This is a genomic window from Micromonospora sp. NPDC049836, from assembly GCF_044465125.1.
Lineage (GTDB): Bacteria > Actinomycetota > Actinomycetes > Mycobacteriales > Micromonosporaceae > Micromonospora.
In genome coordinates, this window is the sequence record NZ_JBITLH010000002.1 from 83118 (window position 1) to 103733 (window position 20616).

Annotated in this window: 22 protein-coding genes; 19 read left to right on the forward strand and 3 right to left on the reverse strand. The window is 75.6% G+C overall.

The features are described 5' to 3' along the window. Positions 1 to 25: 25 nt before the first annotated feature. Positions 26 to 586: a DUF421 domain-containing protein gene (locus ACIBPB_RS04915; RefSeq protein WP_396838258.1), complete on the forward strand. Its 561-nt coding sequence runs from the start codon at positions 26 to 28 to the stop codon at positions 584 to 586. 46 nt (positions 587 to 632) lie between these two features. Here the strand turns inward: ACIBPB_RS04915 and ACIBPB_RS04920 are convergent, their stop codons facing one another. Both ACIBPB_RS04920 and ACIBPB_RS04925 read right to left on the reverse strand, forming a co-directional pair. Further along, positions 633 to 1496, reverse strand: a complete 864-nt coding sequence (locus ACIBPB_RS04920; RefSeq protein WP_396838259.1) for a bile acid:sodium symporter family protein — start codon at positions 1494 to 1496, stop codon at positions 633 to 635. Positions 1497 to 1508: 12 nt separating this feature from the next. After that, a complete protein-coding gene (locus ACIBPB_RS04925) occupies positions 1509 to 2906 on the reverse strand; it encodes a sulfatase (protein WP_396838260.1) in 1398 nt (465 codons plus the stop codon). A 194-nt stretch (positions 2907 to 3100) separates the two neighbouring features. On the opposite strand from ACIBPB_RS04925, the gene ACIBPB_RS04930 reads away from it, so the two are divergent. Beyond that, complete coding sequence (locus ACIBPB_RS04930; RefSeq protein WP_396838261.1) at positions 3101 to 3562, forward strand: DUF6328 family protein; 462 nt, start codon at positions 3101 to 3103, stop codon at positions 3560 to 3562. Between the two features lie 8 nt (positions 3563 to 3570). After that, complete coding sequence (locus tag ACIBPB_RS04935; RefSeq protein ID WP_396838262.1) at positions 3571 to 4251, forward strand: alpha/beta hydrolase; 681 nt, start codon at positions 3571 to 3573, stop codon at positions 4249 to 4251. Positions 4252 to 4257: 6 nt separating this feature from the next. Here the strand turns inward: ACIBPB_RS04935 and ACIBPB_RS04940 are convergent, their stop codons facing one another. Next, a complete protein-coding gene (locus tag ACIBPB_RS04940) occupies positions 4258 to 5427 on the reverse strand; it encodes an aromatic acid exporter family protein (RefSeq protein WP_396838263.1) in 1170 nt (389 codons plus the stop codon). Between the two features lie 364 nt (positions 5428 to 5791). Here ACIBPB_RS04940 and ACIBPB_RS04945 point away from each other — a divergent pair, with 364 nt between their 5' ends. The 16 genes from ACIBPB_RS04945 (at position 5792) to ACIBPB_RS05020 (ending at position 20596) form a co-directional block, all read left to right on the forward strand. Continuing rightward, on the forward strand, positions 5792 to 6586 hold the full coding sequence (locus tag ACIBPB_RS04945) for an LppM family (lipo)protein (protein ID WP_396838264.1): 795 nt from the start codon (positions 5792 to 5794) through the stop codon (positions 6584 to 6586). Positions 6587 to 6694: 108 nt separating this feature from the next. Beyond that, a complete protein-coding gene (locus ACIBPB_RS04950; RefSeq protein WP_357322405.1) occupies positions 6695 to 7039 on the forward strand; it encodes a hypothetical protein in 345 nt (114 codons plus the stop codon). A gap of 14 nt (positions 7040 to 7053) precedes the next feature. Next, the gene (locus ACIBPB_RS04955) at positions 7054 to 7662 is read left to right on the forward strand and encodes a glycine zipper family protein (RefSeq protein WP_396838265.1); all 609 of its coding nucleotides are present in this window, start codon (positions 7054 to 7056) and stop codon (positions 7660 to 7662) included. Next, complete coding sequence (locus ACIBPB_RS04960; RefSeq protein WP_396838266.1) at positions 7659 to 8336, forward strand: carboxypeptidase regulatory-like domain-containing protein; 678 nt, start codon at positions 7659 to 7661, stop codon at positions 8334 to 8336. Before ACIBPB_RS04955 ends, ACIBPB_RS04960 begins: the two co-directional genes overlap by 4 nt. Before the next feature lie 17 nt (positions 8337 to 8353). Then, positions 8354 to 9598 carry a phage tail sheath family protein gene (locus ACIBPB_RS04965; protein WP_396838267.1) on the forward strand — a complete coding sequence of 415 codons (1245 nt, stop codon included), beginning with the start codon at positions 8354 to 8356 and terminating at the stop codon, positions 9596 to 9598. Position 9599: 1 nt separating this feature from the next. Then, positions 9600 to 10082 carry a phage tail protein gene (locus tag ACIBPB_RS04970; RefSeq protein ID WP_046564871.1) on the forward strand — a complete coding sequence of 161 codons (483 nt, stop codon included), beginning with the start codon at positions 9600 to 9602 and terminating at the stop codon, positions 10080 to 10082. Positions 10083 to 11223: 1141 nt separating this feature from the next. Next, complete coding sequence (locus ACIBPB_RS04975; RefSeq protein WP_396838268.1) at positions 11224 to 11907, forward strand: hypothetical protein; 684 nt, start codon at positions 11224 to 11226, stop codon at positions 11905 to 11907. Further along, entirely contained in the window at positions 11907 to 12677 is a 771-nt protein-coding gene (locus tag ACIBPB_RS04980; RefSeq protein ID WP_396838269.1) for a hypothetical protein, read from the forward strand. Before ACIBPB_RS04975 ends, ACIBPB_RS04980 begins: the two co-directional genes overlap by 1 nt. After that, the gene (locus tag ACIBPB_RS04985; protein WP_396838270.1) at positions 12674 to 14245 is read left to right on the forward strand and encodes a phage baseplate assembly protein V; all 1572 of its coding nucleotides are present in this window, start codon (positions 12674 to 12676) and stop codon (positions 14243 to 14245) included. The genes ACIBPB_RS04980 and ACIBPB_RS04985 overlap by 4 nt, the downstream gene beginning before the upstream one ends. Next, on the forward strand, positions 14245 to 14583 hold the full coding sequence (locus ACIBPB_RS04990) for a hypothetical protein (protein ID WP_046563466.1): 339 nt from the start codon (positions 14245 to 14247) through the stop codon (positions 14581 to 14583). The genes ACIBPB_RS04985 and ACIBPB_RS04990 overlap by 1 nt, the downstream gene beginning before the upstream one ends. Continuing rightward, positions 14580 to 15023 carry a GPW/gp25 family protein gene (locus ACIBPB_RS04995; RefSeq protein ID WP_396838271.1) on the forward strand — a complete coding sequence of 148 codons (444 nt, stop codon included), beginning with the start codon at positions 14580 to 14582 and terminating at the stop codon, positions 15021 to 15023. Before ACIBPB_RS04990 ends, ACIBPB_RS04995 begins: the two co-directional genes overlap by 4 nt. Then, positions 15020 to 17728 (forward strand): putative baseplate assembly protein, encoded by a 2709-nt coding sequence (locus tag ACIBPB_RS05000; RefSeq protein WP_396838272.1) that lies wholly within the window; start codon positions 15020 to 15022, stop codon positions 17726 to 17728. The genes ACIBPB_RS04995 and ACIBPB_RS05000 overlap by 4 nt, the downstream gene beginning before the upstream one ends. Beyond that, entirely contained in the window at positions 17709 to 18326 is a 618-nt protein-coding gene (locus ACIBPB_RS05005) for a phage tail protein (RefSeq protein WP_396838273.1), read from the forward strand. The genes ACIBPB_RS05000 and ACIBPB_RS05005 overlap by 20 nt, the downstream gene beginning before the upstream one ends. Positions 18327 to 18336: 10 nt before the next feature. Continuing rightward, entirely contained in the window at positions 18337 to 19260 is a 924-nt protein-coding gene (locus ACIBPB_RS05010; RefSeq protein WP_396838274.1) for a hypothetical protein, read from the forward strand. A 70-nt stretch (positions 19261 to 19330) separates the two neighbouring features. Then, a complete protein-coding gene (locus ACIBPB_RS05015; protein WP_396838275.1) occupies positions 19331 to 19807 on the forward strand; it encodes a hypothetical protein in 477 nt (158 codons plus the stop codon). Positions 19808 to 19825: 18 nt separating this feature from the next. Next, positions 19826 to 20596, forward strand: a complete 771-nt coding sequence (locus ACIBPB_RS05020; RefSeq protein WP_396838276.1) for a hypothetical protein — start codon at positions 19826 to 19828, stop codon at positions 20594 to 20596. The last annotated feature ends 20 nt before the right edge of the window (positions 20597 to 20616 follow it).

Below are 20616 nucleotides of genomic sequence, written 5' to 3' on the forward strand. Positions count from 1 at the left end.
ACCATTCGGGGAAGGCGCCCGTCCGATGATCGAATTTCTGCGGTCCGTGCTGGGCATCGACGCGGACACCCTCAACCCCGGCCAGATGGCGGTGCGGGCGGTGCTGACCTTCGTGGTCGCGGTGATCATCGTCCGCCTCGGCCACAAGCGGCTGTTCGGCAAGGGGACCGCGTTCGACCTGGTCGTCGCGATCATGATCGGCTCGGTGCTGAGCCGCGCCATCACGAACACCCTGGGACTGCTCGCCGTCTGGCTCGCCGGCTTCGTGCTCATCCTGCTGCACCGGCTGATGGCGACCCTCGCGTACCACCTGCACTGGTTCGGTCCGCTGGTCAAGGGGCATCCGGTGCTGCTGGTCCAGGACGGGCGGGCCGACCCCGCCGCGCTGCGTGACGCGCACATCTCCCGGATGGACCTCGACCAGGCGCTGCACGAGAAGGGCAGCGACACCGACCTTTCCCGGGTGCGGCTCGCCTACCTGGAACGGGACGGCACCATCAGCGTGATCCCGCGCCACGAGGGGCCCCGGATCCTCGAGGTGCGCGTCGACCAGGGCGTCCAGGTGGTACGGATAGCGGTGGAGTGACGCATCGGCGCCCCCGTGCGTCTGGTTCGAGCGTGGACCAGGCGTCTCAACCGTTCGGGGTGGCGGTGGCGGACTCACGCCGGCGCAGCGCTGCTGCCGCAGGGAAGAGCAGTGCGAAGCCCGCCAGCGAAGTCACGATCACCATGACCACCGTTTCCCTGCTGGCGAAGCCCTGCGTCGCCATCACCGTCGCCGCCGCGATATTTCGCTGCGAGGTGCCGAGCCCGAGCACGATGCGGGCGGTCCGGTCCTTGCCGCCGAGTAGGTAGCCGACCACGAACGCACCCGCGATCACCGCGATGGCGGGCACGATCGCCCCCTCGGCGAACAGGGTGACGATCCCCGGGATATCGGCCAGCGTGGTGGCCAGGACGATCACCACGAGCGTGATGGTCGAGGTGCGGTTGGCGATCGGTGCCCAGCGGCGGGCCGGGGCCGGCCAGCGGGTGTTGATCAGGAGGCCGGCGGCGAGGGGGAGCAGCATGGTCAGGAACAGCGGCACCGCGAGGCCGACCGCGGAGACCTCCGCCTCCGGCAGCACCAGGGGTACGGCGAGTGGCGCGTACACGACGGTCGCCGGCAGCAGCAGCACCAGCAGCGTGGCGCTGAGTGCGACGTCCGACCGGGCCGCCTCCGCCAGCTTGATCAGGAACGGTGCGCCTGCGGTCATCGCTACCAGGATCAGCCCGGCCTCGAGCGGTCGGTCGAACGGCCAGAGCCGGACGATGCCGAGCGCGAGGAGGGGGACCAGCACGAAGTTGGCGAGCAGTGCCCGTGCCAGGGCCCACAGGTTACGCAACGGGCCGAGGATCTGTTTGACCGAGTGGGCGAGGCCGACCGAGAGCATCGAGGTGACGGCGAACAGCAGGATCGCCAGGTTCGCCAGCCCGGAAAGGACATCCCGCAGCATCATCACACCGACTCAGTCCGGCTCGCTGTGCTCGGCCGTCGTCGGCACGCCCGGGTGCTCTGGAGGGAAGGGCAGCAGCTCGGCGTCGATCCGGGTCCAGGTCGCGCGCAGGTCGTCCAGTAGTTGCGGGTGGTGGCCGGCGAGATCCGCCTGCTCCCGGCCGTCCACGCTCAGGTCGTAGAGCAGATGGAAGGGACCCGGGCGGCGCGGCCAGTTGCCGAGCACCGAGCGGTCGCGGCGGTCGAACAGGTACTTGTACCGGCCGCGACGCAGCGCACCCTGGTTGGAGGTGCGCCAGAACAGGTCGTGCGCGGGGAAGTCGGCGCCGTCGACCAGCCACGGCAGCAGGTTCACCCCGTCCAGCGGGTACCGCTCGTCCGGCACGGTCCCGCCGGCGTCGACGAGCGTCGCGGTCAGGTCCAGGGTGTGCACCGGCGCGTCGGTGACCTGGCCGCCGGCCACGGCGGCCGGCCAGCGCAGGATCAGCGGCACCCGGATGCCCCCCTCGGCGAGATCCCCCTTCTCGCCCACCAGCGGCCAGTTCTTCGACCATCGCTCACCGCCGTTGTCGGAGGTGAAGACGACGATCGTGTTATCGGCGCGCCCGGCCCCGGCGAGCGCGGCGAGCACCCGGCCGATGCCCGCGTCCATCTCCTCGACCAGCTCGGCGTACTTCTCCAGGGACCCGCCGTCCGGGTGGATCAGCGGGGTGGGCACCGGCTCCCGGGCGAACCTGCGGCGGATCTCCGCACCGACGTCGCGGTCCCCCGGGCCCTCCCAGGGCCAGTGCGGCGCGGTGTAGTTGAGCTGCAGATAGAACGGGCCGGCCCGGTCCGCCGCGACGAACTCGGCCGCGCGGTCGGAGATCAACGACGTGTAGTAGCCGGCCTCCGCCACCGGGGTCTCCCCCTCGTACAGGTCGGCCTCGCCGGTGGTGTTGACGTGCTCGAAGTAGTCGATCGCCCCGTCGAAGTTGCCGTAGAAGCGCTGGAAACCGATGCGCAGCGGGCTGTACCAGGGCAGCCACCCGCAGTGCCACTTGCCGAACATCGCCGTCTCGTAACCGGCGGCCAGCAGCAACGACGACAGGGTCGGCTGGTCGGCGGGGATCCCGTTGCCCGCCGCGCGCGTGGTCAGCGGCTCCTCCAGGCCGGCCGGCAGGCGGGTGGGATAGCGCCCGGTGTAGAGCCCGATGCGCGTCGACGAGCACCACGGCGAGCAGGCGTAGCCGTGCCGGAACAGCAGGCCCGCGGCGGCCAGCCGGTCGAGATGGGGGGTACGGATCCGGGTGGAGCCGTAACAGCCGAGATCCGCCCAGCCCAGGTCGTCAGCCAGGACGACGAGGATGTTGGGCGGCCCGGCCGGCCGTCCGCCACCCGCCACCGTCCCGATGCCACCGGCCGTCGCCACGTCCCCCTATACCTGTTCCGGACGGGACCTAACGTGCCGGCACGATCGGGTGCCCGGCGGCGTCGGCGAGCCCGGGTTCCCGCCGGTGACCAGGGCCGCCAACCTCGAACACCGGCGCGGCGGGCCCGCGTCGTTCTAGCATCGGGTACCGGTCCCGCCCCGGGCGGCCGAGCCGGACGGGACGGTGCAGGGTGATGGCCAGGGAGACCGAGAAGAAGCGCCTGGAGCGCAACTTCACCGACGAGTTGCGGGAACTGCGCGTGGCGCAGACGGGCGTGCAGATCCTCTTCGCCTTCCTGCTCACCCTGCCGTTCACCGCCGGGTTCCCGCGCGTGACCCCGTTCCAGCGCGGCGCGTATCTCGTCGCGCTGGTCTCCGCCGGCGCCGCGACCGCGTTGATCATCGCGCCGGTCGCCCTGCACGCGGCGCTGTTCCGCCGCGGCCGCAAGTCCGAGCTGGTCCGGTACGCGCACCGGCTGTCCAGCGGCGCGCTGGGCTTCCTGCTGATCGCCATGGCCAGCGCGGTGCTGCTGATCACCGACTTCGTGCTCCCGCGGGGCGCCGCGCTGCTGCTCACCGGCCTGACCGCGGTGGTCCTGCTGCTGCTCTGGGTGGGGCTGCCGCTCGCCCGCCGCGAGTGGGGGCGGGCGAGGTGACCGGACCCGTGCCAGCGGGGCAACCGGCGCCGGGGTACCGGCACGGCCGGCTGACCGCCCGGCCGGTCACCGTGGCGGCGCCCGGCCCGGCCGGCCCGGCCGAGGTCCCCGATCCGGCCGGCGGGCCGCCCGCGCTGCGCCACGTGCCGTCCGGCGGCCCGGGACCGTACCGGCTCGTGCTGCTGCTGCACGGCGCCGGCGGGTCGGCCCGGCAGGGCCTGGACCTGCTCCTGCCGCTGGCCGACGCCCACCGGCTGCTGCTGCTCGCCCCGCAGGCCGACGCGAGCACGTGGGACCTGATCGCCGAGGGGTACGGCCCGGACGTCGCCCGGATCGACGCGCTGCTGGCCGGGACGCTCGCGGCCTATCCGGTGGACGGCGTGACGCTCGGCGGCTTCTCCGACGGGGCCTCGTACGCCCTCTCCCTGGGGCTGACCAACGGCGACCTGGTCGACGCGGTGCTGGCCTTCTCCCCCGGCTTCGCGGCGCCGCTGGTGACCCAGGGCCGGCCGCGGCTGTTCGTCTCGCACGGCACCGACGACCGGGTGTTGCCGGTGGACGTGTGCAGCCGGCGCCTGGTGCCCCGCCTGCACGCCCTCGGCTACCCGGCCGAGTACGCCGAGTTCCCCGGCGGGCACGAGGTGCCGGCGGAGATCCGGCAGCGGGCCGTGGACTGGCTGGTGGGCTGAGCCCGGTCAGGGTCCGGGCCGGGCGACGGCCGCGTCGACCCGGCTCAGCACCGTCGCGTCGTCGTCCACCCCGACCCCGCGCAGCAGGTCGATGGCGGTGGCCCGGACCTGGCCAATGATCATGGCGAGCGGCAGCGTCTGACCGGCGGTGAACAGCCGGCCGGCCGCCCGCACCGCCGTCAGGGCGGCCACGTCGACCCGCTCGGCGTGCGCGTCGGCGGCGGCGTCCTGCCCGGTCAGGTCGGCGGCGAGCGCGTTCCCGGCCGACCGCACCGCCTCGGCCAGGGTCCGGACCGCGTCGCCCAGCTCCGGTGGCGCCGGCGTCGGGCTGCGGGTCAGGGTGACCGCCGCGCGGGCCAGGACCCGCACGTTGCGTACCGCGTAGTCGATCTGCCGGATGGAACCCTCCACCGAGCGCAGCCGCCCCAGCTGTGCGCGGCGGCGCAGGTTGAGCCGGAGCGCCTCGCCGGCCGCCCGCACCGCGCCGCGCAGCCGTTCCACCCCGGCGTCGGCCTGCCGGGCCCGCTCCAGCGCGGCCAGCGCCGCCGCGTCGTCGCGGCGGTCCAGCGCCCCGGCGATGTCGTCGAGCACCCCGGCCAGGTCGTCGAAGGTGTGCCGGAACTCGGCGACCAGCGGCGCGAGCGGCCGCCGGGCGTCGACGAGCTGGCTGGCCACGACGGCCACGCCCCCGCCGATCAGCGCGTCGACGAACCGGAACGGGATCAGCCCCTGCGTCGGTGGCTCGGCGACCACCAGGTAGAGGGCGGAGACGGCGGCCTGCACGACGGTCACCGAACTGGCGCCGACCGCCACCGCGAGGGTGATGGTGAGCAGGATGACGGTGAGGACCGTCCCGGTGTTGCGCGGCCCGAGCGCCTGCACCACCAGATCGCCGACCAGCACGCCGGCGGCGACCCCGAGCACCACCTCGACGGCCCGGTGGATCCGCTGGCCGCGGGCCTGGCCGAGGACGATCAGCGCGGCGGCCGGGGCGAAGAAGGGCTGCGGGTGGCCGACCAGCCGGGTGGCGAGGATCCAGGCGACGGTGGCCGCCAGGGTGGCCTCGACCACCGGCGGCCAGCCGCGGCGGAGCCGCCCGGCGGCGGCCCGGACGGCGGCACGGGCCCGCACCGTCGGGCCGGCCCCGCCACGCCGCCGGCCCCTGCCCCACCGCACCATCGCCGCCTCCCGTCGCCTCGCCCCACCATCCTGCGTCGCGCCGGGGCGGCCAGCAGCGTTGAACACCACGCGCGCCCCGTGGGGCCGGTCACGCCGGCCGGTGCCGCACGGCGGATCGCGCCGGCGAGCCAGCATCCCGGCCGGCGGGCAGGCGGGCAGGCGGGCCAACATCCGGCCGGACGGCGGCGGCCCGCACGGCGGCGGCCGCCGCGCAATTGTGGAAAATGGTCAACCCTTCAGGTTATCGGCCGGCGAAGTTCGCGGCGTCGGCCGAACGGGATGACCGGCCCGTAAGATCGGCGACAGGCATCTGACTGATCGCTGACTGCTGGACGTGATAGCGATCACACACACTGGGCACATGAATAGGAGACTCCGCCGCAGCCGCGTATTTTCGCTCGCGGTGTGTCTCGCCCTCGTGGCGGCGCTGAGCGGCTGCATGCAACTCAATCTCGGGCTGACCGTGAACGCCGACGACACGGTCACCGGCCAACTCCTGGTCACCGCCGACAAGGGCCTGCTCAAGGGGCGCAACCCCGACGTGCCGACGGCCTTCGCCGACATGCGACGGCAGTTGCCCACGCTGCCCGCCGGAGACGAGAGCCGCTACGAGGACGCCAAATACTACGGCGTACAGGTCAGCTACCGGAAAACGCCGTTGTCACAATTCACCAGCGACAGCGTGAAACTGATCCGCACCGGCGACCGCTACCACTTCTCCTTCCCGCTCGACCCGGACGGTTACGCCGGAAAGGTGCCCGAACAAAATGCGGACACCCGGCGGACCTTCGTCAAACTGATGTCGTTCGAGATCTCGGTGACATTTCCCGGCCGGGTCCTCGACGCCAACGGCACGATCAACGGCCGCTCGGTGACCTGGAAGGTGGACAGCAACCAGAACAAGCCGGCCGAGTTGGTCGCCGAGGCCGAGGCGCCGGGCGGCGCGCCGGCCGCGGCCGACCCCGCCGGCGGCGGCTTCCCCTGGCTGCTGGTGGTCGGCGGCGTACTGGCCCTGCTGCTGGTCGCCGTGGTCGTCGTCCTCCTGCTCCGCCGCCCCCGCGGTCCGGGCGCCGCCCCGACCGCCGCCAGCCCGACGGCCGTCGCCCCGGCCGCCGCCAGCCCCGCGCCGGCCCCCCAGGCCGACCATCCGGCCTGACCCGGCCCGGTGCCGCACCACGGGCGGACGGGACCGGCCGCAACCGGCCCGCCCGCCGTACCTCCCCACCACCCCGAGCACGTAGGCACCATCCGAAGGGAGATCGCCGTGAACGATCTCTTCACCTGGGCCGCGCTGGGCAGCCTCACCGGCGCCAGCGCCGCCACCCTGCTGGCCACCAACGTCATCGGCGGGTTGCTCGGCCCCAGCGGCGACAAGGCGCGCAAGTGGCTCGCCCTGGGCGTCGCGCTGGCGCTGTCCTACCTGACCGCGGGGTTCGCCGACGACGCCGGACCGGAAAAGTGGATCATCGCGTTCTTCAACGGGCTGGTCATCTTCTCCGCCGCCCTCGGCATCAACCAGCTGCCACCCGGCAACCGGCAGGCGACGAACGCCTCGCCCACCCAGCTCGCGCAGGGACGCGAGCCCCGCTTCATCCGCTCGTGGGTCTGAAAGAGGTACCCGCCATGGTCTTCGGCATCATCAGCGCCGCCGTACACGTCGGCCTCGGCGCCCTGCTCGGCGGGCTCGCCGGCGGCCCCCTCGGCCTGCTCATCGGGGCGGCGGTCGGGCTGCTGCTCGGCGCCCCGTTCGGCTGGGCGGTCGCCTCGGCCGGCACGTACGGCACGGACGCCCGGGGGATCTTCCTGTTCGTGGTCGACCACACGTGGAGCCTGCTCAACACCGTGGTCGGCGCGCTCTACCTCGCCCTGCACCTGATCTTCGGGCACCAGCTCGACCGGGTGGTCTCCCAGGCCAGCGGCCGGGTCAACCTGGTCGAGGGGGTCTCCCCGCGGTACGCCACCACGATCGGCACGGTCTGCGCCGGCTCCAGCCCTGGCATCCAGCGCCACGAGGACGTACACGTCTTCCAGGCCCGGCTGCTCGGCCCGCTCTACCTGCCGCTGGTCGTGCTCAACTACGCCCTGTTCACCATCGCCCCGGTGTGGCTGCTCTGGCACGACCACAGCAACGCCCCGATCAACCGGTTCACCCGGTACTTCGAGATCGGCGTCTACCCGCACGTGTGGAACGAGGCCATCGCGTACCGGATCCAGGGGACGCCGCCGCGATGACCGGCGCGATCGAGGCGGCCGTCGCGGACCTCGCGGCCTGGCTGACCGGGGCGGCGGGCGCCGCCGTCCCGGTCGGCCCGCCCCGCGACGCCCCGGGCGGCCTCACCGTCTGGCCGCTGGAGCTGCGGCCGGTCCGGCCGACCGCGGCCGGCGGCGGGGCGCGCGAGCCGTACCGGTTCGTGGTCCGGTCGCTGCTCGCCGGCGCCGGACCGGACGCGCTGCCGGCACTGGACCGGGTGTTGGCCGCCGCCGCCACGGCCGGCGAACCGGAGGTGGTGCTCGGCACCGGCGACCCGGCGTTCTGGCGGGCCTTCGGGGTGGCTCCCCGGCCCGCGCTGCTGCTCGACGTGCCGGCCCGGATCGACCGGCCGCTGCCCGCCGCGCCGCCGGTACGTCACCCGCTGCGGCTGCGGCAGCTGGGCATGCGCACCCTCGACGGCCGGGTGGTCGGCCCCGAGGCGCAGCCGCTCGCCGCGATGCGGATCGAGGTGCCCGGCACCCCGTACGCCACGGAGACCGACCACGCCGGACGGTTCCGGCTGGTCGGCGTGCCGCACGACCCGGACGCCCCGGACCGGCCGGTGCGGGTGCGGCTGGTCGGGCGGGGCCGGACCCACACCGCCGACCTCGACCCCGCCGATCCCGACCTCGTCATCGTCTGCGCCCCGGACTGACTCCTCAAGGAGGACCGATGCCCACCTACTTCTCCCCCGGCATCTACGTCGAGGAGGTTCCCAGCGGCGCCCGCCCGATCGGCCCCGTCGGCACCAGCACGGCCGCCTTCGTCGGCGTCGCCCCGAACCGGACCGCGCACGTCAACCAGGCCCTGGCGGTCAACAGCTGGTCGGAGTTCGTCCGCCTGTACGCCGACGGCGAGCAGCCGGAGAGCACCCCGCTGGCCCGGGCGGTCTTCGGCTTCCTCGACAACGGCGGCACCCGCTGCTGGGTGGTGAACGTCGGCGAGGGTGGCCAGCTCACCGGCACCGGTGGGCGGCGCGGCGGCCTGCAACTGCTGGAGGCCGTCGACGAGATCTCGATCCTCGCCGCCCCCGGCTACCACGACCCGGTCTCGCACGACGCCCTGATCAGCATGGCCGAGCGGCTGCGCACCATGGTGGCGATCTGCGATCCACCGCCGGACGTGGCCGACATCTCCCGGCTCACCCGGGTCGCCACACCGGGCTCCGGCAAGCCCGCCGGCAAACCGGCCGACGGCGCCCCGAAACCCGCCGACGGCGGGCCGAAGCCGGACGACGACGACGGGCCGACCGGCGACCGGCCCCGGCAGTCCGAGTTCGCCACCTTCTACTTCCCGTGGATCAGGGTGCGCGACCCGATCAGCGGGGAACTGGTGCTCACCCCGCCGAGCGGGCACGTGGCCGGCATCTGGGCCCGGACCGACGCGCTGCGCGGCGTGCACAAGGCGCCGGCCAACGAGCCGGTACGCGGCGCGGTGGACCTCGGCTACCTGGTCACCCGCCCGGAGCACGACGTGCTCAACCCCAAGGGCGTCAACGTCATCCGCTACTTCGCCGGCGAGGGGATCCGGCTCTGGGGCGCCCGTACCCTCGCCGCCGAGGCCAGCGAGTGGCGCTATCTCAACGTACGGCGGCTCTCCATCGCCATCGAGCAGGCCATCGCCAACGGCACCCGGTGGATGGTCTTCGAGCCCAACGACTACACCCTCTGGCGATCGATCCGCCGGGACATCGGGGCGTTCCTCACCCGGGTGTGGCGCGACGGCGCGCTGCTCGGGCGTACGCCGGAGGAGGCGTTCTTCGTCAAGTGCGACGAGGAGACCAACCCGGCCGACGTCCGCGACGCCGGCATGGTGGTCGCGCACATCGGCATCGCGGTGGTGAAGCCGGCGGAGTTCGTGGTGTTCAAGCTGAGCCAGTGGGCCGGCGGCACCGAGACCGAGACGATCGGAGGCTGACATGCCGACCACGGCCACCCCGCAACCGGGCGCGCCCGTCGACCCGTACCGGGCCTACCACTTCAAGCTGCTCATCAACGGCATCACCAACGGGCACTTCACCGAGGTCAGCGGCCTGGAGGTGCAGATACCGTCGGTCAGCTACCGGGAGGCGGGCAACGAGCGGATCCGGGCCGTGCCGGGCCAGGTCGAGTACGCCCCGGTCACCCTCCACTTCGGCCTGACCGTGTCCCGCGAGCTGTGGGACTGGGTGAACGCGGCGGCGAAGGGGACGGTGAGCCGGCGCAACGTCTCGGTGGTGCTGCTGGACCCGGCCGGCACCGCCGAGGTGCTGCGCTGGAACATGATCAACGCGTGGCCGACCCGGTGGCGCGGCGCCCACCTCAACACCCTCGCGCAGGAGATCGCCATCGAGGCGCTGACCCTCGCGTACGAGGGACTGGAACTGGAGTCCGGCGGTGCGGCCGCGCCCACGCCCGCGTGACCGGCTGGCCCGGGCGCTGCGGGTCACCGCCGACCGGCTCGCCCCGCCCACCGGCCGGGCCGCCGGACGGCCGGCGCCGGGCGACCCCACGCCCCGCCGGCCCGGCGACCCGCCGGAGCACTGGCTGCGCCTGGTCGCCGCGCACGCCCCCGGCCTGCTCCGCGACCTCCCGTACGCCCCGGGTCAGCACCGCCCGCTCGGCCCCGGGTTCCCCGACGACGCGAGCCACCCGGATGCGGGCGACCGCGACGCCCGGGACGGATGGGACGGTACGGACCCGGGGTCGCCGGGCACCGGCGACGCGGGCGGCGGGCCCGGTCGGTGGACCGCCGGCGACCCGGCCGGCCGCCGCGGGCCGGACCGGGACGCGGCGCGGCGCGAGGGCGCCTGGCGCGGTCCCGGCCGGGGGTGGTGGCGGTCGCCCGGCTCGCCGGGGGGTGGCGCGCGGTCCGCGGCTTCCGGTGGTGAGGGTGGTGCCGGATGGCGGGGCCGGCGCGGTGCGGGTGCCGGCGCGCCCGGCGACGCCGTCCTGTGGGACAGCCGTGTCCCCAGGCGGTACGCCCGGCCCGGGCTCAGCAGGCTCCTGGCCTGGTTCGGCTTCGGGGCCGGCACCGGATGGTCCGGTGCGGACGGCGTTGGCCGGTCCGGCGACGACGGCCGGTGGCGCGACGACGGCCGGTGGCGCGGCAGGAACGGCGACGGCGACGGCCGGTGGCGCGACGGCGGGCGGCGGCGCGGCAGCGACGGTCGGTGGCGCGATGACGGCGGCTGGGTCGGGTCTGCCGACGGCCTACCCGGCGACGGCGATCATCAGCGCGGCGAGACGGCGGCCCTGCCCGGCGATGGGGCGGCGCGGTCGGGTGGCGGAGGGCTCCGGCTGCCCGACAACACGTCGCCGACCGGCCGCGCTGCCGCCCGATCTGCCGGCCGGGCCGGCGCGTCCGGCGGCTGGACTGACGGTTCCGGTGGCTGGACTGACGGTTCCGACGGAAGGGCTGGCGGTTCCGACGGGAGGGCTGGCGGGTCCGGCGGGAGGGCTGGCGGGTCCGGTGACCGGGCTGGCTGGTTCGGACGCTGGCGTGGCGGTTCCGGCGGCAGGGTTGCTCGGCGCGGCGACGGGACCGGCCGGTCCGGCGACGGAGTGGTCGGGCCGGAAACCGCAGCCGCCCTGGGCGACCGGACGGCCCGGCCCGGCGGCCGGCAGACCGGGCCCGGCGACGGCACCACCCGGCCGGGGCACGGCACGGCGCAGCCCGGCAGCCGCGCAGCGCGGCCCGGCGACGCCACGGCGCGATCCGGCACCGGCAGCGACCTGCCCGGACCCGCCGGCGGGTACGTCGTCGACCGGGAATCGGCCCGACTCACCGCGGCCGGGCGGGGCCCCCGGGTGAACCGGTCCGGACGGCCATCCGGTGCGGCGGGCACCCCGTACCCGCTCGGCGCACCCGGCGCCGCGCACCCGCACGGCGCCCACGACACCGCGCACCCGCTCGGCGGCGCGCCCGCGGGTGGCGCGGCGGCGGCCGGTCTCCGGGGGCAGCTGTGGTCGTCGGGGCAGCAACAGCCGGAGCCGGGGACGGCGGGTGGCGACGGTCCGGGTGGCGCGCGACGGGGTGGCCCGGCGACCGGACAGTGGCCGGCGCTGCCGGACGAGGGCGGTGCACGGCAGGCTCGTCCGCCGACGGCGCGGCGGGCCGTACCCGGGACGCCGGTGCGGGACCCGTGGCCGGCGCTGCCCGACGACCGGGAGCTGTGGGTGCCGGCGGCGAGCGCCGCGGACGCCGCGCACCTGCGCCGGCTCGACCGGGAACAGGCGGGTGGCTGATGGAACGCGTCGCCTTCCTCGTGGACGAGTCCGGCACCCGGGTGGACTGCCTGCTCAACCCGGAGACCGTGCAGGTCACCCGGCTGGCCGGGGTACGCCCCCGGGGCGCGCCGGACGGCCGGCTCACCGGGGCCGGTCTGGCCGACGACCCGCTGGTCTTCACCGGTGGCGGGCGCACCGAACTGGTGCTGGACCTGCTCTTCGACATCGACTTCGTGGAGTCCCAGGTCCGCCCCGAGGACGTCCGTGCCCTCACCCGTCCGCTGTGGATGCTGGCGGAGAACTCCACCGCCGAGCACGGCTGGCTGCGGCCACCACTGGTCCGGCTGGTCTGGGGCAAGACCTGGAACGTGCCGGGCGTCATCGTGGCGATCGCCGAACGCTTCGACGCGTTCGCCCTCACCGGCACGCCCCGCCGCTCCTGGCTGCGGCTGAAGCTGGTCCGGATGGCGGAGAACGCGGAGGCCGCCCAGGCGGGCTTCGAGGAGGAGTTGGCCGCGGCGAGCACCCCGACCGTGCCGCCCGGGTCCGCGGTGGTGGCCGCCGCCGACGGCGCGGCCGAGCCGGGCTGGTCCGGGGTGCGCTTCGACCTGCTCGCCCACGACGCGCTCGGCTCGCCGCTGCGCTGGCGGCTGCTCGCCGAGCACAACCGGGTCAGCGACCCGCTGACCGTGCCGGCCGGTACCGCCCTCGCGGTGCCGCCGCTCACCGCCGCCGGCGCCCCGCCGACCCAGGTCGGGGTCGCCGCCGGGACGGGCGGTGCGCCGTGATCCGGGCCGCCACCGTCACCGTCGACGGCACCCCGCTGGCCGACGCCCGGCGGCTGCGCGGGATCCGCGTCGCCGCCCGGCTCGACCAGCCGACCCAGTGCGAACTCACCCTCGCCACCGCGCCCGGCGCCGCCGCCCTCGACCCGCCGGTACGCCCCGGAGCCGCCCTCGGCGTCCGCCTGGACGGCCAGCCGGACGCCCTGTTCACCGGCGAGGTCACCGGCGTCGAGGTGGAGTACGCCGGGGACGGCGCGGCCCTGCTGCGGGTGCGGGCGTACGACCCGCTGCACCGGCTGCGCAAGCGGCAGGAGCTGCGGGTGTTCGAGTCGGTGACCGCCGCCGAGCTGGCCGCCGAGCTCTGCGCCGACGTGGGCCTCAGCGTCGACGCCGACACCGACGGGCCGCGGCTGGACCGGTTGCTCCAGCACCGGCACACCGACCTGGAGCTGCTGCGCGAGGTGACCGGCCGGGCCGGCCTGCACCTGGCGGTGGACGGTGACCGGCTGCGCCTGCTGACCCTCGACGGGTACGGCGAGCCGGTCCCGGTGACCCTCGGCACGACCGTGCACCTCCTGCGGATCGCGGAGAACCTGGACCGGGCCGGCGGCGAGGCCGTGGCGCTCGGCTGGCACCCGCAGCGCGCCGAGCCGCTGCGCCAGCAGGCCGACCAGGCCCGCTCCGGCCGGCGGGTCCCGCTGCGCCCCGACCCGGGTGAGGTCGGGGCGGACGGCGTGCGTACCGCGGTGGACCAGCCGGGACGCAGCGACGACGAGCTGGCCGCCCTCGCCCAGGCCGGACTGGACGCGCGGGTCGCCGCGCTGGTCACCGCCGAGGGCACCGCCGAGGGCGACCCGGCGCTGCGCCCCGGCCGGCGGATCGCCCTGGCCGGCGTCCCCGACCCGGTCGCCGGGGTGTACGTGCTGACCGAGGTGGTGCACACCGTCGACGCGAACGGCCACCTGACCCGCTTCTCCACGGTCCCGCCGGAGCCGCCGCCGCCCGCCGCGCCCGCCCCGGCCACGGTCACCCTCGGCACGGTCACCGACGTCGACGACCCCGACCGGCTCGGCCGGGCCCGGGTGACGCTGCCCGCGTACGGGGACCTGGACGCGGGCTGGCTGGCGGTGGTCTGTCCGGGGGCGGGCCGGGGCCGGGGCATCGTGGCGCTGCCCGACCCGGACGACACCGTGCTGGTGGCGTTGCCCGGCGGCGAGCCGGCCGCCGGGGTGGTGCTCGGCTCGCTCTTCGGGACGATCGAGCCGTACGACGCGGGCATCGTCGCCGGCCGGTCCCGGCGCTGGTCGATGCGGACCGGCACCGGCCAGTCGATCGTCATCGACGACGACGGGCGCACCCTGCGGATGGCCACCGACGAGGGCAGCTTCGTCGAGCTGCGCCCCGGGCTGACCACCGTGCACGCGGCCGGCGACCTGGTGCTCTCCGCGCCGGGCCGGGCCATGGTGGTGCGCGCCCGCACCGTCGACTTCCAGCACGCCCCGGCGGCGGAGGACGCCAGCACCGCCGCCAACCAGGCCCGCACTCTCGCCCGCGCTCTCGGAGGTGGCTGATGCGCTGGATCCACCGCGACTCGCTGATCACCTGTGACCATGACGGCCGGGTGGCCAACCGCCCGTCCCAGCAGTGGCTGACCGTGCAGGGGGTGCCGGTGCTGGTGGAGGCCGACCCGGAGGGGCGGGACATCACCGCCTGCCCGAACTACGGGCCGACGATCAAGCCGTGCGCCACGACGCTGCGGGTCACCGTCGGCTACAGCTCCTGGCTGCGGGTGGACGGGCACCGGGTGGTGCTGTCGAACCTGGACGGTCTCACCGACGGCACCCCGCCGGGTCTGGTCCACCACACCGTCCGCGACCCGCGGCAGACCTTCCTGGGGGCGGACGGATGAGGGCGTTCCGCTTCGTCGGGGCCGGCTTCGACGCCGGACGCGCCGGCGGCCTGGGGTTGACCGCGGCCGGCGGGCTGGCCATGACCGACGGCGACGAGACCGTACGCCAGGCGCTGTACCTGCTGCTGTCCACCACGCCCGGGGAGCGGCTGATGCGGCCCGGGTACGGCTCCCGGCTGCACCGGCTGGTCTTCGCCCCCAACGACGACACCACCGCCGGCCTGGCCATCCACTACGTCCGGCAGGCCATCCGGCGGTGGGAGCCCCGGGTCGAGGTGATCGACGTGGACGCCGGGCCCGACCCGGACGACCCGTGGCGGCTGGTGATCCGGCTGGACTACCGGGTGCGGGCCAGCCTCTCCCCCGGCCAGCTGGTCTTCTCCGTCGACCTGCTGCCCGCCGACGATCCCGGCGTACCCGCCGAGGAGGGAACGTCATGACGCTGCCCGTGCCGCACCTCGACGACCGCGCCTTCCTCGACCTGGTCACCGAGGCGCGGGAACGGATCCGCCGGTCCTGCCCGGACTGGACGGACCTCTCCGCGCACGATCCCGGCATGGCGCTGCTGGAGGCGTTCGCGTACCTCACCGAAGTGATGATCTACCGGCTGAACCAGCTGCCGGAGAAGGCGTACGTGGCGTTCCTGAACCTGCTCGGGGTGACCCGGCACCCGCCGAGCGCCGCCTGGGCGGACGTCCGGTTCAGCCGGACCGGGTCCGACCGGGGCGCGGTCCGCATCCCCGCCGGCACCCGGGTCGCCGCCGCCCGCGGCGCCGACCCCCGACCGGTCGTCTTCGTCACCACCGAGCCGGCCCTGCTGCCCGCCGGCGAGACCGAGGTGACGGTACGCCTGCACCACTGCGAGGTGGTCGAGGCGGAACTGCTCGGCACCGGCACCGGGCAGGCCGGCCAGGTGTTCCGGGCGGCCCGGCCGCCGCTGGCCCGGACCGCGGAGCCGCTGGACCTGCTGCTCGGCGTGGAGGTGCCGGCCGGCTCGGTGGAGCTGGGCGCCGCGGCCCGCGAGCACGACGGGCGCACCTACGAGATCTGGCGGCCGGTGGACAGCTTCGCCGGCCTGGGCCCGCAGGCGAAGGTCTACCTGGTCGACCGGGCGGCGGGGGTGGTCACCTTCGCGCCCGCGCTGGACCTGCGCCCGCCGGCCGGGCCGGGCGGCGGCGGTCCGGGGCCGGGCGGCGAGGGGACGCCCGGACCCGGTGCCGCGCCGGCCGGAGCCGCCGGGCCGGCGCCGGTGGCCGGGGCCACCACAGCGGCCGGGGCGACCACGGTGGCCGCGGTGCCGCCCGCCGGGCGGCAGGTGCGGCTCTGGTACCGGTGCGGAGGCGGCCCGGCCGGGAACGTCGCGGCGGGCACCCTGACCAGCCTGCGCGACCCGCTGCCCGGACTGCGGGTGGAGAACCCGGAGCCGGCCGGCGGGGGGCGGGACCTGGAGTCGCTGGAGTCGGCGCTGGCCCGCGGGCCGTACGAGTTCTTCGCCCAGCAGCGGGCCGTCACCGCCCGCGACTACGAGATCCTGGCCGCCGGCTCCGGCGCGGTGGCCCGGGCCCGGGCGTTCACCCGGGCGGCCGTCTACAGCTTCGCCCGCCCGGGCGAGGTCGAGGTGGTGCTGGTGCCGTACGTGCCGGAGCAGGCCCGCCCCGGCGGCCGGCTGCCGGTCGAGGTGCTGCGCGAGCACGAGGTCGAGGAGGCCCGCGGCGGGGTGGCGGCCGACCTGGAGCGGCGCCGCGCCCTGGGCACCGCGGTCCGGGCCGGCTGGGCCCGCTACAAGGCGGTCTCCATCCAGGCCCGGGTGGTGGTGCGCCGGGAGGAGGACGTGGACGCGGTACGCCGGCGCATCCACGACCGGTTGCACCAGACGCTGAGCCCGCTGCCCACCCCGCTCAACCCGACCGGCTGGGCCTTCGGCGAGCCGCTGCGCGCCTCCAACGTGTACCGGATGCTGGAGCACGCCGAGCCGGGCGTGCGCTATGTCGAGTCGGTCCGGTTCGTCGTCGACGAGGCGCCCGACGCGCAGGTCCGCGCCCTCGCCGTCGACCAGTACCAGCCGGGCACCTGGTACGCCGGGCGGGGCCCGGTGCTGTTCCGGTCCACCAACGCCGGGGCCGGCTGGGAACCGGCCGGCCGGTTCGACGGGGAGAGCGTGGTGCGGGTGGTGCCCGCCCCGGCCCCGGTCCGGCCGGGCATCGTGCCCCGGGCCGGCTCGGTGGCGGTGGTGACCGCGCGCGACTCGGGCGGCTCCCGGGTGCACCTGAGCACCGACCTGGGCGAGACGTGGACGCCGCTGACCGGCCTGGACTCCGGGGTGCGGGACCTGGCCTGGATCGACCGGGACGGCGCCGGGGCGCTGCTGCTGGCCACCGACGCCGGGCTGTACGAGGTCTCGCTGCTGCCCGGCGCGGTGCCGTTGCAGATCCTGGTCGACCCGGCCGACGCCGACCGCGGCTTCTACGCGGTCGGGTCGTTCGTCTCCGAGCGCGGCGCGCCCGGGGTGGCGGTCGCGGCGCAGGCCGGCTTCGGCGTCTACCTGTCCACGGCGGCCGGCCGCCCCGGCACCTTCGCCCACGTGGGGCTGGCCAACGTGGACAACCGGGTGCTCGCCGTCCAGTACGACGGGCCGGCCACCCTGCTGTGGAGCGGCGCCGGGGAGCCGGACCCGCGCAAGCCCGGGCAGGGCTGCCACCGGACCCGGCTGTTCGAGTCGGACGTCAAGTGGCAGGCGGTGCAGGCCGGCTGGATCGGCGGCACCTGCCGGGATCTCGCCTTCAGCGGCAGCCTCGCGCTGGCCGCCACGCAGAGCGGCGGGGTGGTCCGGTTGGACACCCTCGCCGCCCAGCCCCAGTGGCAGCCGGTGATGGTCAACTGCGGGCTGCCGCTGCGGGACCGGACCCGGTTCGTCCCGGTCGACGCGATCGCCGCGACCGTGCCGTCCGCCGGCGCCGGCGGCAGCACCCGGCTGATCCTCGCCGGCGGCGAGCGCGGCGTGCACCGCAGCGCCGACGCGGTCGACTGGGCGGCCAGCGCCAACCAGGCCACCGCCGACGTGGTCACCGTCCCCGGCACCTGGCTGCTCTGCTCCGGCGAGCACGACATCGAGGTGGTGCGGCAGGATGCGACGAGCGGCGATTGAGCGGCTGCTGCCGGCGGCCTACCAGCGGGCCGCCGGGCCGGGCAGCGTGCTGGGCGCGCTGCTGGACGTGATGGAGGCGTTGCACGCCCCCGACGAGGCGGTGCTCGCCGACGTCGATTCGCTCTTCGCGCCCTACCGGACGCCGGACGGGTTCGTGGCGTACCTGACCCGGTGGGTGGCGATGGACCACGTGGTGGCCGCGCCCCGCGCCGACACGCCGCCGCCGCTGCCGCTGGGCCGGCTGCGGGACCTGGTCGCGCACGGCGCGTTGCTGGCCCGCTGGCGGGGCACCCCGTACGGGATGCGCACCGCGCTGGAGCTGGCCACCGGGGTGACCGGCTTCGGGCTGGACGAGCCGGCCGACCGGCCGTTCCACGTGGTGGTGCGGGTACCGCCGGCCGCCGCCGGCCAGCTCGCCGTGATCACCCGGATCGTCGAGGCGGAGAAGCCCGCCGCGGTCACCGTCGAGATCGTCACCGACCCGGCCCCGGACCCCGCCGACCCGCACCCCGCCGACCCGGATGCCGTCGGGGTGGCGGGGGTCCGCGCGGTCGGCCGGGCCCACGTGTCCTCCCCTGTCCCGCCCGATCAGCCGTAGAGGAGTCGTCATGACCACCGAGTGGGCGGTCGTCGCCGCCGCCGAGCAGTTCACCCTCGACGCCCGCAACAACGGGGAGCTGACCTTCACCGTCTCCAACCCGGGGGTGGCGCCGGACACCGTGGTCTTCGACGTCGCGCCCGGCGAGGGCAGCCAGCGCGCCTGGTTCACGGTGGCCGAGCCGCAACGGGTGGTGCCCGGGCAGGGGTCGGTGTCCTTCCTGGTCCGGCTCGCCGTGCCGGCCGGCACCCCGCCCCGGCGCTACGACATGACCGGCTTCGCGTACTCGGCGAACACCGCACCGGAGGAGAGCTCCCGGTCCAGCGGCCGGGTGACCTACGACGTGCGGGCCGCCGCGCCGCCCCGGCGTACGCCGTGGCCGTGGATCGCGGCCGCGGCCGCGCTGGTGCTGGTGGTGGCCGGGGTGGTGGGCTTCCTGGTGACCCGCGACGGGGGCGACGCACCGCCGCCCGCGCAGGCCCGGGAGTTGACCCTGGAGGCGGAGAGCCTGGTGGGCGAGGCCACCGTCCAGTCCCGCGGCACGGTCGCGGCGACCGTGGTGGCGCAGCCGAACTGCTGCCAGGTGACCTGGTCGGGAAACGCCCAGCTGTTCTTCCAGGGCCGCTCGGTCGGCGACCGGGTGACGGTCCCGGTCGACCTGCCCGCCGCGGGGACCTGGCGGCTGTCGGCGTCGCGCACCACGTCGTTCGACTACGCCAACACCATCTTCCTGGTGGACGGCCGGCAGGTCGGCGACACCTTCCTCGGCTTCACCCCGACCGTGGTGAAGACCGACTTCGTCGACGTGGGCACGGTCCGGCTGGCCGAGGGCCCGCACACGCTCACCCTGGTCGTGGTGAGCAAGACGCAGGGCACCGACCGGTACTTCGCCGGCATCGACCAGATCCGCTTCACCCAGCTGCTGGCCCCGTGAGCAGGCGGAGCGGCCGGAGCGGGCGGTCCGGCGCGCCGGGACCGCGCCGCGTCACCGACCGGGCGGCGACATGAGCGGGCGGCAGAAGCTGCTGCTCGCCGCCCTCGCGGCGCTGCTGGTGGTGCTCTACCTGGTGGCGGTCGGCGGCGGCCGGCACGACCGGGGCGATCCGGCCGCCCGGCCCGGCTGGCTGGGCCGGCTCGGCGGCGACCGGAGCGCGGTCGACCCGGCCACGGTCACGGTGGACTGCGCGCCGCCCGCGCCGGCGCCCACCGCGACCGCAAAGGGCACCGTCGTCGGCTTCAGCACCGGCTGCGTGCTGCGGGTCGCCGACCCCGGCGGGCTGCACACCCTGGTGCTGCGCAGCGGGGCGCGGTTCGTGGTGAGCGCCCCGGCGCCGGGGGACGCGGACGTCACCGTGCGCGACGAGGTGACGCCGGGCGAGGACGGTACGGCGGTGGCGAAGGTGGCCGTCGACAAGGCCACCGAGGTGGTCCTGGGCTGCCCGGGAGGTGGCGGATGCACGGTCACCGTTGCCCGGTCCTGACCGGCGGGGAGGTACGTCATGGGTGAGCTGCGCAAACCGTTCCTGTTGCTGGCGCTGCTCGCGGTCGCCCTGGTGGTGGGGCTGGAACTGGGCGCGGCGCTGCTCACCGGCGGCGGGGACGCCGGCGCCGCGCTGCGCGAGAGCGCCGGCCGCCTCGACGTGGAGCTCGGCGAGGTCGGCGGGGTCACCGAGCCGTCCGGTCGGGGCACCGGCTACCTGGCCCTCATCGACGTGGTGGCGCTCTGGACCACCGGGCTGTTCTGTCTGAGCCTGGTGCTGCCGGAGCGGATCCAGGGCCGGGTGCAGGGAGTGGCCACCCTGATCTTCTCGATCGTGCTGCTGATCGTCTCCTTCGTCCTGCTGATCGTGGCGTTCGTCGAGCTGACCGTGCTGGTCTCGCTGTTCCTGGCGGCGCCGTTCGGCACCCTGGCGTACCTGGCGGTGTGGGGGTTCTTCCCGGTCGGCGAGGCGGCCGCCCTGCTCGGCCTGGTGCTGCTGCTCAAGCTGGTCTGGGCCGGCCTGCTGCTGCTCGCCCAGCCGCGTTTCCTGCAGAACAAGGGCCTGGTGCTGCTGGCGCTGACCACACTGCTCTGCACGGTGGTGCTGGAGTTCCTGCACCGGCTGGTGCCGGGGATCCTGGTCAGCATCACCGACGACCTCGGCGCGCTGGTCTTCGCGGTGGTCGCGATCGTCTGGGCGCTGGTGCTGCTGATCGGTTCCATCCCGGCCATCGTGAAGGCCGTCCGCACGACGGCGACCACCTCCCGGCCGACCGCCTCGACCCGGTGAGGCGGCTCGGGCCGGCCGAT